Raw genomic sequence first — 14,900 nt, forward strand, 5'->3', positions numbered from 1 at the left:
GCCCTGGCAGGGCATCAACGAAGACCAGAACCTGGGCATCGCCATCACCCGCCGTGCGCTGGAAGCCCCGCTGCGCGCCATCGTGGCCAACGCCGGTGAAGAACCGAGCGTGATCGTGGCCAACGTCAAGGCCGGCGAAGGCAGCTACGGCTACAACGCCGCCACCGGCGAGTTCGGCGACATGATCGCCATGGGCATCCTGGACCCGACCAAGGTGACCCGCTCGGCCCTGCAGCACGCCGCTTCCGTCGCCGGCCTTGCGATCACGACCGAAGTGGTCGTGGCCGAAGTGCCGAAGAAGGAAGAGCCGGCCATGCCGGGTGCTGGCGGTATGGGCGGCATGGGCGGCATGGATTTCTGATCCGGTTGGCCCGGTCGTCAGGGAACCGGACCGCGCCAGCGCGGTCCGATCCCGGCAACGACCCGACATCAAGGCCCCAAGGACGGGGCCGGAGCCCGGCAGCGATGCCGGGCTTTTTGTTGTGCCCGCGCCGCGGCAATGTCTGACGCGAAGATCAGAACGCACCGATACGAACGTGCGAACACAGGCGCAACACTGAGCAGCCGTCCCCGCACCGGAGCGCTGCGTGCCGCGCCTCGCCACATCCCGGCGGCAAGCCGCGGGATGCGCGCCACTGCCGTCCGCCCACACCGGTTCGCGGTACGCGCGCCACGCGCCCGAGCGCACGCTGCTGTACGCGTTGGTAGAGGCGCACTACCCGGACTTCATTGCACGGATCGAAGCGGAGGGCCGCTCGCTGCCCGGGTATGTCCGCGAGGCGTTCGATGCCTACCTGCGTTGCGGCGTGCTCGAGCACGGCTTCCTGCGGGTGGTGTGCGAGCACTGCCGTGCAGAGAGGCTGGTGGCCTTCTCCTGCAAGAAGCGCGGGTTCTGCCCGAGTTGCGGCGCGCGACGCATGGCCGAGAGTGCGCGGCACCTGGTCGAGGAGGTGTTCGGCCCGCGGCCTGTGCGGCAATGGGTGCTGAGCTTTCCGTACCCCTTGCGTTTCCTGTTCGCCAGCAAGCCAGAAGCCATTGGCCCGGTGCTGGGCATCGTGCAGCGCGTGATCGCCGGCTGGTTGGCCGATCAAGCCGGCATCGACCGCGCCAGCGCCCAGTGCGGCGCGGTGACGCTGATCCAGCGTTTCGGCAGCGCGCTGAACCTGAACATCCACTTCCACATGCTGTGGCTCGACGGCGTGTACGTGGAAGCCACCGAGCTGCCGCGGCGCGAACTGCGCCTGCACCGCGCCCGTGCGCCCACCACCGCGCAGTTGACCCAGCTGGCAGCTACCATCGCGCACCGGGTGTGTCGGCACCTGACGCGCAAAGGCTGGCTCGAAGGGGAGGGCGAATCGGCCTTCCTGGCAGACAGCGCTGCAGGCGACGACAGCATGGATGGGCTGCGGATGAGTTCGATCACCTACCGCATCGCCACCGGCCGCGACGCTGGCTGCAAGGTCGTCACGCTGCAAACGCTGCCCGGTGACGCCGGTTCGCTGGAGGGCGAAGCCGGCAAGGTCGGCGGCTTCTCACTGCATGCCGGCGTGGCGGCCGAAGCACACGAAAGCCACAAGCTGGAAAAGCTGTGCCGCTACATCACGCGCCCGGCGATCAGCGAGAAGCGGCTGTCGATAGCGCTCCAGGGCAGGGTGCGTTACCAGCTCAAGACCCCGTGGCGCAATGGCACCACGCATGTGGAATGGGATCCGGTGGATTTCATCGCCAAGCTGGCGGCGCTGGTCCCGCCACCTCGCGCGCATCTCACCCGCTTCCACGGCGTATTCGCCCCGAATGCAAACCTGCGTGCGCAGCTGACGCCCTCGGGGCGCGGCAAGCGGCCTGCGGGCGATGCGGCGCCAGTGGACGTCAGCGCCCACGACGCGCCGCGCAGCCCCGAGGAGAAGCGCCGTGCGATGAGCTGGGCGCAACGGCTCAAGCGGGTCTTTTCCATCGACGTCACCGCCTGCGTCCACTGCGGTGGCACCGTGCGGATCGTCGCCAGCATCGAGGAACCCACCGCCATCCGCGCCATCCTCGCCCACTTCGAGAAGCACGGCGCGCGGGAAGAAGCGCACTACAGGCCCGCAGCGCGCGCGCCGCCAGTGCAAGCCGCGTGACGATCTGCCGGCTGCACAGCCGACGGCGAAACCGGAATCCGAGCCGATGCGGCCACGATCCGCAGGGCGGCGCTCGGCCCGCTGTCGGGAATCAGCGAAGCATGGCTGCTGACAACGCCGCTGCGTGGCCCCGCGATGCCGAAATCCCACTCACAGACGTCCGATCCGTGCCCAAAACGGGGCTTGCGCGACCGCCGCCTACCCAGCAGACTGCCCGAAAAGGGCGTTTGAACTTCCTATACGCAAGGAACGTCTCGCCTGCCAAATCGGGCCATGTGACGGCTGACCGCTTGGCGAGCGGATGCCGTTCCGGTAGCACCGCCAAGAGCGGTTCGGTCCATGTGCGACGGGAATGGCAGTCGGGTGGTTGGGGCGTGCCCGCGACGAACGCCACGTCCAACCTGCCGGCGCGAAGCTGCACCACCGCTTCACGGGCCGGGCCTTCGGCGATCTCGACTTCAACATCGGGGTAATCCTTGCGGTATTGGCCGATCAGCTTTGCGAGGAAGCTATGCGGAATCAGGGCATGGATACCGATACGAAGCCGGCCGCTTTCTCCGGCTGCCGCCATGCCGGCGGTTTTCACCGCATGGTCGAGTTGGTCAATACCTACGGCTATCCGCTCGACGAAATGGCGTCCGGCCTCGGTCAGCCGAACGCCGCGCGCATGACGCTCGAACAAGAGGATGCCGAGGTCTTCTTCCAGTGCCTTCACGCGGGCGCTGACGCTGGACTGTGCAACGCCGAGCGCGTTGGCGGCGTGACGGAAGTTGAGATATTCGGCGACAGCGAGAGTGTGAACTAAGGTCATCATTGGCACTCGCCCCGAAAGGAGATGATTGCTCAACAGATTTAATCCGTCATTTCTCCTAAGTCTACGCATGCCAAATCGCCATGACTAAATCACAATGAAGTTGCGAATGGTCTGCGTAGTATTGGCAGACATATTAAATAGAGGATCGCGCCGACAATCCAAACCCAACCGTTCCATGCCCCGGCGGTGGCAGAATAGAGTGCTGTGAAGCCAAGCGGTCCTGCGATAGAGCTTAGATTGGTGAGGCTCGTTAGCGTTCCTTGCAAAGCCCCTTGCTTGTTACTGCTGACATTGTTTGAGAGCATTGCCTGCAAGGCCGGCATGCCAACACCCCCGGCGGCAAGCAGCAACAGAATCGGGAACACCATCCATCCCTGCGTGGCAAAAGCCAGAAGAACGAAGCCAGTCGCATCCGCAGCCATGCCAAACAGCAGCGTGCGCCGCTCTCCAAGCCGGCTTGAAAGCGGGCCGGTAACAAACGCTTGGAAGATCGCATGTGTTGCCCCAAACGCCGCGAGCGACAAACCAACGGTCGCGGTGTTCCACTGAAAACGGTCCTCGCCATATATGACCCATAGGGCTGCAGGCACTTGGCCGATCAGTTGAATAATGAAGAAAACTGCGAAAAGCGCACCTAGCCCGCGCAATGCATCATCCAGCCGTAACAGAACGAATGGTTTGATGCGAACCGGCTTTCCGGTCCCGCCATGGCTGTGATGAGTCTCCTTGAGGAAAATGCAGGCAAGCAGGAACGCGAACCCGTTGAGAAGGGCGGCGGCGATAAACGGGGCATGAGCAGAGATACCACCGAGCATGCCACCAAGTGCTGGCCCGGCAATCATGCCCGCCCCATAACAGGCCCCCATGTAGCCGAACCAGCGTGCGCGAGAACCTTCCCCCGTCGAATCGGCAATGGTTGAGGCTGCTACAGCTCCGGTTGCGCCCGTGACGCCGGACACGAGTCGGCCGATATAGAGCACCCATAAGACCGGCGCTGATGCCATAATCGTGTAATCGACTGCGGCTCCTGCAAGAGAAGCCAGAAGTACCGGACGCCGACCGTAAGAATCCGAAAGCTGTCCAAGCATGGGCGCGAAGACGACCTGCATCAATGCATAGAGCGACAGCAAGGCACCATAGTGTCCAGCGACCTGCTCTGCTGGCACAAGCTCACGCAGAAGCGTCGGAAGGACGGGCATGATGAGGCCGAGACCCATGGCGTCAAGACCCACGATCAGCAGGGCAATGATGGCAGAGCTGCGCACCTGAAACTCCAGCGCCGCTCAATGGAGCGACTTTATCAACGATAAGGAGATGGACATATAACTTATCGGTGATAAATTGTCAAGCACTGGCGAAGGAACGTGAATGACCAAACTGGACAAGGGCACCGTGATCGCGGCGGCGCTAGAGCTGTTGAACGAGGTTGGCATGGACAGCCTGACGACGCGGAAGCTCGCTGAACGCCTCAAGGTTCAGCAGCCTGCGCTTTACTGGCATTTCCAGAACAAGCGAGCGCTGCTTGATGCGCTCGCCGAGGCGATGCTGGCGGAACGCCATACCCGCTCGCTACCCGAAGAGAATGAGGACTGGCGGGTGTTCCTGAAAGAGAATGCCCTGAGCTTCAGAACGGCGTTGCTCTCTTATCGGGACGGCGCGCGTATCCATGCCGGCACTCGACCGACAGAACCGAATTTTGGCACCGCCGAGACGCAAATACGCTTTCTCTGCGCGGAGGGCTTTTGTCCGAAGCGCGCCGTTTGGGCGCTCCGGGCGGTCAGTCACTATGTGGTCGGTTCCGTTCTCGAGCAGCAGGCATCTGATGCCGATGAGAGAGTTCCGGACAGGCCAGATGTGTCCGAGCAAGCACCGTCGTCCTTCCTGCACGATCTGTTTCACGAGTTGGAAACAGACGGCATGGATGCTGCGTTCAACTTCGGACTCGACAGCCTCATCGCTGGTTTCGAGCGGCTGCGTTCATCTACAACAGATTAGAGGCTTATGCCCCTTTGCCGCCCCAACTGCCACGACACCGATCCGCTTTGCACGATGCCCATGACCTCACGGCCGAGCTGGCGGTCGATGACCGGCCGCCACGGGACAAGGGAAATGAGCGGTATCTTGCCAGACAGGATACCGCCATTCACGAGGTTTCGAAGATTATTGCGCCGCATCGGAGCGGGCTTGCTTCCAGTCGTCGGCTAGACGACTGGCGACTTCTCGGTGGCAGCATCACGGGATCGAAGGAGCGCCAGCCCCAACGACACCAGCACTGCCATTGCCGTGGCGTAACAAATCACGGGCCACGCTGTATCGCCGTTTAACAGCGTCACCGCCAATGTCCCGACGATACTGACTATCAGGCTTTGGATGCAGAAGTAGAACGCAACCGCTGATCCAGCGATGTCGTCGAACTGCGCAAGTGCGCCGTTGGCGGTAACGGACACCGTGAAGACAATGCCGACCGCGACAACCCACATCGGCAGGATGAAGCTGAAAAATGACGGCGATCCGAAAAGTTGGCCGATCCCCAACAGGATCGCGCCGGAAACGAGCAACGCCATCCCGCGCGCTACGCATCCCGCGATACCCCATTTGGCAACGAAGGACTTTGCGAAGCGGGTTGTCGTGACCATGACCAGCGCGACAGTCGCGAAGGCCAAGCTAAATCCGATCTCGGAATAGCCGGCTTGGCCTATGAGAACACGGGGGGCTGTCGAGAAGAAAACGAAGAATGTGCCCATGCCGGCACTAAATCCGACCGTGTAAACCCAAAAGGCCGGACTCGCGAAGATCGGCAAAACAGATCGTTGCGTTCTGGCCTGATCCAACGGTCGGGTTTCATGCCACCTGAAACTGGCGTTTAAGAGTGCGAGCGAAGCCAGTGCAGCCAGTGTGATGAAGATCGCCTGCCATCCCCAAAACTCGCCGATCAGCGCACCGGCTATAGGGCCGAGCGCAGGCACGAACGCCAGCATCGAACTGAAAAGGCCGTAGATGACGGCACCTTCGGGACGATTGGCATATACGTCGCGCACGGTCGCGAAGGTGGCCACCAGCATGGCCGATGCTCCAACAGCCTGAACCAGACGAAACGCAACAAAGGCTAATGCAGTTGAAGAACAAGCCGCTCCCAGAGACGCAGCAACGAAAGCCGTTGCGCCTACAAGCAGGATCGGCCGTCGCCCGACGCGATCGGAGAGTGGCCCAAAGATCACTTGGCCCACACCGAGCATCACCATGTAGAGGCTCAACGTGAGTTGGATTATGGATGGAGTCGTGTTCAGGACGCCCGGCATCGCCGGAACGACTGGAAGATAAATATCCATCGCCAGCGAGGCGAGGATGTCGAAGGGAGCCATAAGCAGCAAGGCTGCCGGCAGCGTATAGGCCCACGCGGGGCGTGTGGTGGTCATGACGAATCAACCGCTCGATTAAGGATACCGGGCAGCGTCTGCTCGTCAGCAATCAGATGGGATTGGTCTTACAGAGCGCCGCAACAACAATTCTGATGTTGCGGCTTACTTGTCTGCTGACTTGGAATTTCCCATGCTGATGGCTCCACGATTACGAAATTGAATAGCAGCTCTTATCGAATTAGTTGTTGCGTTGCAATGCGGTATCGTTGGCTCCTATAGCCCCAACCCCCGCTGCCGCCCTAACTGCCACGACACCGAACCGCCCTGCATGATACCCGCGACCTCGCGGCCGAGCTGGCGGTCGATGATCGGCCGCCACGGGACAAGGGTGAACTCGTGGCTCTTTTCCACGATGGCGAACTTGCCGCTCGTTAGCTGGACAGTCCCGGTGAACTTGCCGCTGACACTCTCACCATCCTTGGCGGCGCGGAACGGCAGCGCCTTGCCCTCGGCCATCTCCGCACCGGCGCGCGCAACTTCCCGCTCGCGCAGGGTGGCGAGAAGATTGCGCCGGTAGAAGATTCGGCCGTCCCTGTTGCGCGTGGCATCGCGCTGTTCGATATGATGCTCGCGGCGCTGGTCCATGGCTTCGCGGACCTGTTGCCCGAAGCCGGTCGGCGCAAGGTCGGCCGTTTCGCCATGGACCAATCGCCGGTCCATCCCCGGATCGAGGATGAGCCGGTCGGCAGCGACCCCGCTCCGTCGCAAGGCGGAAACCCGCGCCTCGAAGAACCGCACAATCTCGTCGAGCGCGTCTTCGGGTCGAAGGTGACCGGTGCGGGTGGCGATGCCATCCCGCTGCGCTGAGTGCATAACCACCAGCCTGCAGTCCGCCTCAGCAATATCGGGATAGAGCGCAGGGTCAGGAAATCCTTGGATATCGTTCAGGTAGCCCACGCCGCGCTTGAGCGCATAGCGCTGGGTTTCCGGTTGGAAGCTGTCGATTGAAACACGGTGCATCTGATCGGACAGGGCGTCTAAGAGCGGCGCAATACGTCTGATCTCATCGGCCGGCGATACAGGCCTCGCGTCCGGATGGCTGGCGGCCGGTCCGACATCCACGACGTCTGATCCGACTCGCAGCATTTCGATCGCCGCGGTGACAGCGCCGGCGGGGTCTAGCCGCCGGCTCTCATCGAAGAAGGAGTCCTCGGTGAGATTCAGAATGCCGAACACCGTCACCATGGCGTCGGCCTCCGCAGCGACTTCCACGATGGGGATCGGGCGAGCAAAAAGGCAGCAATTATGAGCCCCATACCTACAAAGCCCCACGCATCAAGCTTTTGCCCATGAAGCAACCAGGCAATGGCTGTAATTATGACGACGCCGAGTCCCGACCAGACTGCATAAGCAACACCGACAGGGATGGATTTCAGAACCAGAGAAAGAAAATAAAATGCGATGCCATAACCGATTATGACAACGGCGGAAGGGGCAAGCTTAGTAAAGCCCTCGCTAGATTTTAATGCGGATGTTGCGATTACTTCGCCAACTATTGCGATAACAAGAAAAAGCCAGCCTTTCATGATATATCTCCCAATTTGTGTAGGGCTTATTATGCACGCTTAAAAATAATAAAAGCAGACTTGACCTGATAGTTTGGCTGTGAGCAATTATGTGCTTAGTGCATCTAACGCCGCCATAAGTTGCGGCTTTGGAGTTGATTGTTTTGTGGTAGCGTAGCGTTAAACCACAAAACAAGCGACGGAAAAGCCGTCAACTTGATGGCCTTGTTAGCCTTATCAGCGCGACTGTGATGTATAAACGTCAAAAATTGAATGACCAATTTTAACAATCGCATCATTTCGCTCTGCCATTGAAGCCTGTGTTTGAGCTAGATAGATGCTCACAATAATTGGGGCTTGATGCTCACTCCACACAACTGCTGTAATACTCCGAGCACCAAATCCGCCAGCACCTGAGCGATCCGCAATGTTCCATCCCGCCGGCAATACTGAACGTAGTAAATTACCAGTGACTTGATTGTTCACCATCCAAGACTCTAATTTTTTCTGGTTCATTTCAGATAGCGCGGAACCAAATAAAAATTTATTCAAAGTACTGGCTATTGCCTTAGGAGTTGTCGTATCCCTCAAATCACCGAGCTTACCTTCATTTAAATCAGGCTCAATACGGTCTAGACGAGTCTCTTTGTCCCCAATTTGTCTTAAAAAATCAGTAACGCCTTTGGGGCCACCTACAGCACTTAGGATGATATTTGCCGCAGTATTATCACTTGTAGTCATAGTTGCGAAGCACGCATCATCGAGTGTGATTGCCTGCCCTACTTGCTTTTCTATTACAGGGGAATAGGTCACAAGATCTGCTTTCTTAATCTCGACTGTACTATTGGGATTAACTTTTCCTTGCTCAGCATCATATAGTAATTTAGCGCAAGCTATTGTTTTAAAAGTACTTGTTAACGGGAAGCGCTGATTGCCATTGTAATCCCAATATTCTCCATTTTGAGTATCAAGAACGGAAACACCTATACGAGCAGAAAGAGAAACTTCAATTGCCTTAACGTCTTGTTCAACTTGCTGAAACTTTGAACTACTTGCAAAAACCACGGATGGTATTAAAAGCGAAAATGCCAATAAAAACTTCATGTAAGTAACCCCATAATTTTGATTGTCACACATTTTATATAAAAGCATGAGGCTCCATAATATGGCTAACGCCTGAGTTAAGCCGGAGCGCTTTGCGGCCGCGGCGTTGTGACAATTTACAGAACAACTCCGCGGCCGCGAAGCGATCTCGGCTTGAATGCTGTAATGGACTCTCCCCGCGCCACCGTTCTATACCGAGAACGGTGGTGACTGAAATTGGGAGTGTCGTGATGAAGCGCATCGCAGTTGATCTGGCCAAGTCCGTTTACCAAGTTGCCGAGAGTGTCCGCTCCGGCCAGGTGATGCAGCGCAAGCGGCTGAACCGAGAGGCGTTCCGGCGATATATACAGGAGCAGGCCGAGCCGGTCGAGTGGGTGATGGAGGCCTGTGGTACAGCGCATTACTGGGGGCGGTTGGCGCAATCGCTCGGTCATCAGGTGAAGCTGCTGCACCCGCGCTACGTGCGGCCCTATCGCCGTCGTAACAAAACCGACCGTAATGACTGCGATGCCATGCTCGAAGCGGCGCGCTGCACCGACATTCATCCCGTGCCGGTGAAGAGCCACGATCAACAACAGCTCCAGCAATTGCACGGGCTACGTGAAACCTGGAAGAAGAGCCGTACCCAGCGCATCAACCTGCTGCGCGGCATGCTGCGTGAAGCGGGTATCGAAGCCCCAACGTCGACCGCAGCCTTCATCCGAGCTGCCAGTGAACTTGTAGACCAACCTGAACTCGCTTCCTTGAGCCGCCTGCTGCATATCGTCCTGGCCGAGATCAACTTGTACGAACAGTGCATGGCTGAATGCGAACAGCAACTCAAGCGCTGGCATGCTGATGATGACATCGTGCGCAAACTGGATGAAGTCAGTGGCATTGGCCTGCTAACCGCCAGCGCCCTGACCGCCGCTGTCGGCAAGCCCGAACGCTTTGCCAGCGGTCGCCAGCTCAGCGCTTGGCTGGGCATGACGCCGCGTGAGTTCAGCAGTGGCAATAGCCGCAAGCTCGGCCATATCAGCCGGCAGGGCAATGTCTATGTGCGCACGTTACTGATCCACGGCTCACGTGCAGCCTTGCTCGCCGCACAACGCTGCCAGGCTCGAACGCCGGAAAAGCTGACGCAGTTACAGCGCTGGGCTGTGCAGACGGCGGCGCGTATCGGTCACAACAAGGCGGCGGTGGCCCTGGCCAACAAACTGGTGCGGATCTGCTGGGCGGTGTGGTGCCACGAGCGGCGTTTCAATGGCAATTGGCAGAGCGTAAAGCCCGCCTGACGGCGGGGGTAATCAGTAAAGGTGTGATGGTTTTCTTGTGGTTGTGGTGAACAGCAGCACTGTCGGAACAGGCGAGTCCTGCAGCGGAACAAGGCCGATAACAATGATGATCTGTGTGATCGATTGAACGCTTGGCCCCCGCTGCGCGAACTACAGAATGGCCAGGGCAGAAAAGCCCAAAACAGGCCGGATATACGAATGCAACCGCGCTGACGACAGGTGCAAAGGCAAAGCTTTGCTCACTACTTGTGGGGAGAGTCCATATACGAATTGTTAGACCGCGCTTAGAAGAACTCATCCAAGATCCGGTAGTACTCAATCTTAGCTATGTTCGGATTTGGCTCTCCATACTCGATGAAGAACTGGTTAGTGAGTTCTGGTCCAAATACCGCGTCAATGTTTCTCGATGCAAGCGCCAGGTCTTGATACTTATCGGCAAGCCCGACCCGACCGCAGTCTATGAAGCCGACGAAGGCATTACCTTGGAAGATGAAGTTCTCGGGACAGGCGTCGCCATGTGTGACTACCAGCTGCTCCGCTCCAGGCATTTGTATAAAAAGTTGCTCGTAAACATCCCGCGCCAGCATGCCTTGCCTTGCGTGATCAAAGTCCTCCTCATCAACTAACCCGGCTTCCAAACGGCCCGAAGCCAGCTTCAGTCGCAGGTGGAGCCTTTCGTCGAATGGGCAATCGTCAGGCGAGATCGAATGGAGGTCGCGTAACGCTCGTGCCATCTCTGCAACAACAATAACTGGATCTGCATCTGCGGCGTCAGCGGCATTGTGGCCAATCAATGCTTTTGTCAACAGGATGGTGACAGTTGAAGTCGAGACATATGAGATCACTTCCGGTACGAGAGCTCGTGTTCTGAGCCATCTAGTGCGCTGATGCTCTTGAAGAATTTCTTGAGCAGAAGATCCGGAGGCGTACTTTAGATACGCGGTATTGCGATCAGGAAATAGAACTCGAATCACTCGAGCTTCTGACTGACCATACTCAACTTCTTCAAAAGTGCATTCATCCAACAAGGGTGAAAGCAAATTCTTTAGTTCAGATACTTCGTCGAGGGCGACTGTCATAGCGGTCTAACGCCGCTAAGCAGCGGCACATTTTGCGTTTTGAGCGCAGCGAAGCAAAATGTGTCCGATGGCTTGGATGGTTAACCCCTTTGCCAGATTTGATAGCGATAATTTATATTTGAATGAAATTCCTGCTCGAACACCACATTGAACTCTTTGGGGATTTCCGGAAAGAAAACATTGCCCTCTGGCTCGGAATCTATTGTCGAGATATGTAGCGTGTCGGCATGGGCGATCAGACTCTTGTAGATCTCTCCACCACCAGAAACAACAACATGGTTCGTAAGAGTCTTTAGCTCCCTCATTGCTGCTTCTATAGATGGAAACACAACCACATCATCGTTAGTAGCTACCGATCCTGAGCGGCTGACAACTGCATACTTTCTATTTGGGAGAGCCCCCATTGCCTCAAATGTTTTACGGCCGACTAAGAGCCATTGATTGTAAGTTATTGCTTTAAAAAGCAGCTGCTCACCTTTAGCGTTCCACGGGATATCCGAGCCGCAGCCAATAACCCCATTTCTTGCTTTTGCAGCCATTAGTGATATTTTCACGATACTCCTTTGGGTTAACTTTGTTTTAGGGCGACTGCCCTGCTGCGTAACATCGTTGCTGCTCCATAACATCAAACATCGACCCACGGCGTAACGCGCTTGCTGCTTGGATGCCCGAGGCATAGACTGTACAAAAAAACAGTCATAACAAGCCATGAAAACCGCCACTGCGCCGTTACCACCGCTGCGTTCGGTCAAGGTTCTGGACCAGTTGCGTGAGCGCATACGCTACTTGCATTACAGCTTACGAACCGAACAGGCTTATGTCCACTGGGTTCGTGCCTTCATCCGTTTCCACGGTGTGCGTCACCCGGCAACCTTGGGCAGCAGCGAAGTCGAGGCATTTCTGTCCTGGCTGGCGAACGAGCGCAAGGTTTCGGTCTCCACGCATCGTCAGGCATTGGCGGCCTTGCTGTTCTTCTACGGCAAGGTGCTGTGCACGGATCTGCCCTGGCTTCAGGAGATCGGAAGACCTCGGCCGTCGCGGCGCTTGCCGGTGGTGCTGACCCCGGATGAAGTGGTTCGCATCCTCGGTTTTCTGGAAGGCGAGCATCGTTTGTTCGCCCAGCTTCTGTATGGAACGGGCATGCGGATCAGTGAGGGTTTGCAACTGCGGGTCAAGGATCTGGATTTCGATCACGGCACGATCATCGTGCGGGAGGGCAAGGGCTCCAAGGATCGGGCCTTGATGTTACCCGAGAGCTTGGCACCCAGCCTGCGCGAGCAGCTGTCGCGTGCACGGGCATGGTGGCTGAAGGACCAGGCCGAGGGCCGCAGCGGCGTTGCGCTTCCCGACGCCCTTGAGCGGAAGTATCCGCGCGCCGGGCATTCCTGGCCGTGGTTCTGGGTTTTTGCGCAGCACACGCATTCGACCGATCCACGGAGCGGTGTCGTGCGTCGCCATCACATGTATGACCAGACCTTTCAGCGCGCCTTCAAACGTGCCGTAGAACAAGCAGGCATCACGAAGCCCGCCACACCGCACACCCTCCGCCACTCGTTCGCGACGGCCTTGCTCCGCAGCGGTTACGACATTCGAACCGTGCAGGATCTGCTCGGCCATTCCGACGTCTCTACGACGATGATTTACACGCATGTGCTGAAAGTTGGCGGTGCCGGAGTGCGCTCACCGCTTGATGCGCTGCCGCCCCTCACTAGTGAGAGGTAGGGCAGCGCAAGTCAATCCTGGCGGATTCACTACCCCTGCGCGAAGGCCATCGGTGCCGCATCGAACGGCCGGTTGCGGAAAGTCCTCCCTGCGTCCGCTGATGGCCGGCAGCAGCCCGTCGTTGCCTGATGGATCCAACCCCTCCGCTGCTATAGGGGTCGTTTGCGGGAGGGGGCGAAATCCTACGCTAAGGCTTTGGCCAACGATATTCTCCGGTAAGATTGATGTGTTCCCAGGGGATAGGAGAAGTCGCTTGATATCTAGTATGACGTCTGTCGCACGTGCTTGATTGCGGCCGCGATAGCTAGATCGCGTTGCTCCTCTTCTCCATCCGCGTTCCAAGCCGCGGAAAGACACCCGTAAGCGTACGCCTGGTCGAGCAGCCGACGCGGATCGACGTCCAGCGCACGAGAGAATGCGTCCGCCATCTGTGCAATGCGTCTAGGATCGAGACAAAGGTCGTCTCTGTCAGCCGGATCGTAGAACATATTGGCGGCGCCAAAGCCCACTTCACCGACCAGACCGACTGGATCTATCACCAGCCAGCCGCGACTGGAGAACATGATATTTTCATGATGCAGATCGCCATGTAGCCCACGCAGTTCCGAGGCATTGCTCATCATTTGATCGGCTATAATCGCCGCGTGGACGTAGTCAGTTTGACGACCTGCGTTTTGATCGTCACGCGCCCGCTGAAACAAAGCTGCAAAGCGCTCCCGGATCGGGAGAAGAGCAGAAGGCAGGGGTTCCTCAGATGCGGCATACAGCTTCGCCATCAGTTCCGCTGCAATTTCGGTCGCCTGGTAGTCGCCGTGCTCGGCAACGATGTGAGAGAGCATTCGCTCCCCGGCATATTCGAGCAACATCAGATTGTTCTCACGACCGAGCAACCGGACTGCTCCCCTCCCACTGCGCCATACCAGATAGTCGGCCCCGCGCAGTTCATCAGCAATGTCTTCTATAGGTTTCAATCCTTTGACGATTGCAGGAGTCCCGTCTGGCAAAAAAACTTTCCAAACGAGGCTGGAAAAGGTGTCCGCAATGAGAACAGGTTGGGAAACGTGCCAATGAGCAGGAAAAACAGGCGGCATGAACATCAACCCCAAGTAAGAGGGTCCAATCGCAGATAGAAGGCAAGGCGTTCGCGGTCGGGGGCTTCGATCCCCAATACATTGAATAGGACAGCGAAGGCGCGCTCTGCTTCATCTGGCGCTGCCCAGTTCTCTTCGGCGTTAGCAATCATGAGTGCCAAATCGGCATAGCGATCTGCTGTTCCGAGCCGCCCAAGGTCGATCAGACCCGTACATTGAAGAGTTCTAGGGTCTACCATGAAGTTCGGCATGCAGGGATCACCATGGCAAACAACCATATCGGTGCGCTCTTGGTCGAGCCGCACCGGTAGCTCTCGTTCGACACGAGCCAAAAGATCGAGCTGCGGCGTACTCTTGTCCTCGTCAGGTAAGAAGTCGGGATTGACGGCATTGCGGGACACCACATCAACGGCGCGTCCGATCATTCGCGACAGCCTGCGCTCAAACGGACATTGATCAACCGATAGGCTGTGAACAGCCCCAAGTTGCTGCCCCATTGACGGCCACGCTTTGAGCAAATCTGCTCCAGACAGATCCGCCGCCGGTACTCCCGGAATTGCCGTTATCACTAGGCATGCGCCCTCCTGTTCCTCCTGCCAGTTGATTACCTCGGGGCAAGCCACACCTCGACCTTTGAGCCAAATGAGGCGGTCACGCTCTCCAGCGAGCTCACCGCGACGGGAAGCAGGTGCGATTTTCGCGAAGGCATGCCCGTCACCACGTCGAAAAACAAAATCACCGGATTCTCCTGTCGTTTTCAGAAGACGACCGC

At 57.9% G+C, this 14,900-nt stretch carries 14 protein-coding genes and 2 pseudogenes; 5 read left to right on the forward strand and 11 right to left on the reverse strand.

All coding sequences use genetic code 11. The features are described from left to right. Positions 1-7: 7 nt before the first annotated feature. Positions 8-361, forward strand: a pseudogene (locus L1P09_RS25390) (TCP-1/cpn60 chaperonin family protein); the annotation flags it as partial. A gap of 226 nt (positions 362-587) precedes the next feature. Continuing rightward, positions 588-2,120, forward strand: a complete 1,533-nt coding sequence (locus tag L1P09_RS25395) for an IS91-like element ISCR3 family transposase (protein ID WP_001747814.1) — start codon at positions 588-590, stop codon at positions 2,118-2,120. A gap of 91 nt (positions 2,121-2,211) precedes the next feature. On the opposite strand, the gene L1P09_RS25400 is transcribed toward L1P09_RS25395, so the two are convergent. Next, positions 2,212-2,934 (reverse strand): LysR family transcriptional regulator, encoded by a 723-nt coding sequence (locus L1P09_RS25400; protein WP_223151157.1) that lies wholly within the window; start codon positions 2,932-2,934, stop codon positions 2,212-2,214. Between the two features lie 89 nt (positions 2,935-3,023). Further along, on the reverse strand, positions 3,024-4,199 hold the full coding sequence (tet(G), locus tag L1P09_RS25405; protein ID WP_001257840.1) for a tetracycline efflux MFS transporter Tet(G): 1,176 nt from the start codon (positions 4,197-4,199) through the stop codon (positions 3,024-3,026). 103 nt (positions 4,200-4,302) lie between these two features. Between tet(G) and tetR(G) the strand changes: the two genes are divergently transcribed. Further along, positions 4,303-4,929, forward strand: coding sequence for a tetracycline resistance transcriptional repressor TetR(G) (tetR(G), locus tag L1P09_RS25410; RefSeq protein ID WP_000163574.1), 627 nt, complete (start codon positions 4,303-4,305; stop codon positions 4,927-4,929). Here the strand turns inward: tetR(G) and L1P09_RS25415 are convergent. The 5 genes and pseudogenes from L1P09_RS25415 to L1P09_RS25435 form a co-directional block, all read right to left on the reverse strand. Beyond that, a pseudogene (locus tag L1P09_RS25415) lies at positions 4,926-5,042 on the reverse strand (DUF3363 domain-containing protein); the annotation flags it as partial. The gene tetR(G) and the pseudogene L1P09_RS25415 sit on opposite strands and share 4 nt — an antisense overlap. 93 nt (positions 5,043-5,135) lie before the next feature. Then, entirely contained in the window at positions 5,136-6,350 is a 1,215-nt protein-coding gene (locus L1P09_RS25420) for a chloramphenicol/florfenicol efflux MFS transporter FloR2 (protein WP_000214125.1), read from the reverse strand. 216 nt (positions 6,351-6,566) lie between these two features. Then, entirely contained in the window at positions 6,567-7,538 is a 972-nt protein-coding gene (folP, locus tag L1P09_RS25425) for a dihydropteroate synthase (RefSeq protein WP_000259026.1), read from the reverse strand. Beyond that, the gene (locus L1P09_RS25430; RefSeq protein ID WP_000679427.1) at positions 7,532-7,879 is read right to left on the reverse strand and encodes a quaternary ammonium compound efflux SMR transporter QacE delta 1; all 348 of its coding nucleotides are present in this window, start codon (positions 7,877-7,879) and stop codon (positions 7,532-7,534) included. Before L1P09_RS25430 ends, folP begins: the two co-directional genes overlap by 7 nt. 216 nt (positions 7,880-8,095) lie before the next feature. Next, the gene (locus tag L1P09_RS25435; RefSeq protein WP_001931474.1) at positions 8,096-8,962 is read right to left on the reverse strand and encodes a PSE family carbenicillin-hydrolyzing class A beta-lactamase CARB-2; all 867 of its coding nucleotides are present in this window, start codon (positions 8,960-8,962) and stop codon (positions 8,096-8,098) included. A 230-nt stretch (positions 8,963-9,192) separates the two neighbouring features. Between L1P09_RS25435 and L1P09_RS25440 the strand changes: the two genes are divergently transcribed. Next, positions 9,193-10,236 (forward strand): IS110-like element ISPa62 family transposase, encoded by a 1,044-nt coding sequence (locus L1P09_RS25440; RefSeq protein ID WP_235768289.1) that lies wholly within the window; start codon positions 9,193-9,195, stop codon positions 10,234-10,236. A 284-nt stretch (positions 10,237-10,520) separates the two neighbouring features. Here the strand turns inward: L1P09_RS25440 and aph(3')-XV are convergent, their stop codons facing one another. Together aph(3')-XV and dfrA27 are read right to left on the reverse strand one after the other, a co-directional pair. Continuing rightward, positions 10,521-11,315 carry an aminoglycoside O-phosphotransferase APH(3')-XV gene (gene aph(3')-XV / locus L1P09_RS25445; protein ID WP_235768291.1) on the reverse strand — a complete coding sequence of 265 codons (795 nt, stop codon included), beginning with the start codon at positions 11,313-11,315 and terminating at the stop codon, positions 10,521-10,523. A gap of 80 nt (positions 11,316-11,395) precedes the next feature. Continuing rightward, entirely contained in the window at positions 11,396-11,869 is a 474-nt protein-coding gene (gene dfrA27 / locus L1P09_RS25450; RefSeq protein ID WP_001749985.1) for a trimethoprim-resistant dihydrofolate reductase DfrA27, read from the reverse strand. 154 nt (positions 11,870-12,023) lie between these two features. On the opposite strand from dfrA27, the gene intI1 reads away from it, so the two are divergent. After that, positions 12,024-13,037: a class 1 integron integrase IntI1 gene (gene intI1 / locus L1P09_RS25455; RefSeq protein ID WP_000845048.1), complete on the forward strand. Its 1,014-nt coding sequence runs from the start codon at positions 12,024-12,026 to the stop codon at positions 13,035-13,037. 260 nt (positions 13,038-13,297) lie between these two features. Here the strand turns inward: intI1 and L1P09_RS25460 are convergent, their stop codons facing one another. Both L1P09_RS25460 and L1P09_RS25465 read right to left on the reverse strand, forming a co-directional pair. Continuing rightward, positions 13,298-14,134, reverse strand: a complete 837-nt coding sequence (locus L1P09_RS25460; protein ID WP_000480959.1) for an APH(6)-I family aminoglycoside O-phosphotransferase — start codon at positions 14,132-14,134, stop codon at positions 13,298-13,300. Further along, positions 14,134-14,889 (reverse strand): APH(3'') family aminoglycoside O-phosphotransferase, encoded by a 756-nt coding sequence (locus L1P09_RS25465; RefSeq protein WP_235768981.1) that lies wholly within the window; start codon positions 14,887-14,889, stop codon positions 14,134-14,136. Before L1P09_RS25465 ends, L1P09_RS25460 begins: the two co-directional genes overlap by 1 nt. Positions 14,890-14,900 lie beyond the last annotated feature (11 nt).

The organism is Pseudomonas juntendi (genome assembly GCF_021560075.1).
Lineage (GTDB): Bacteria > Pseudomonadota > Gammaproteobacteria > Pseudomonadales > Pseudomonadaceae > Aquipseudomonas > Aquipseudomonas juntendi.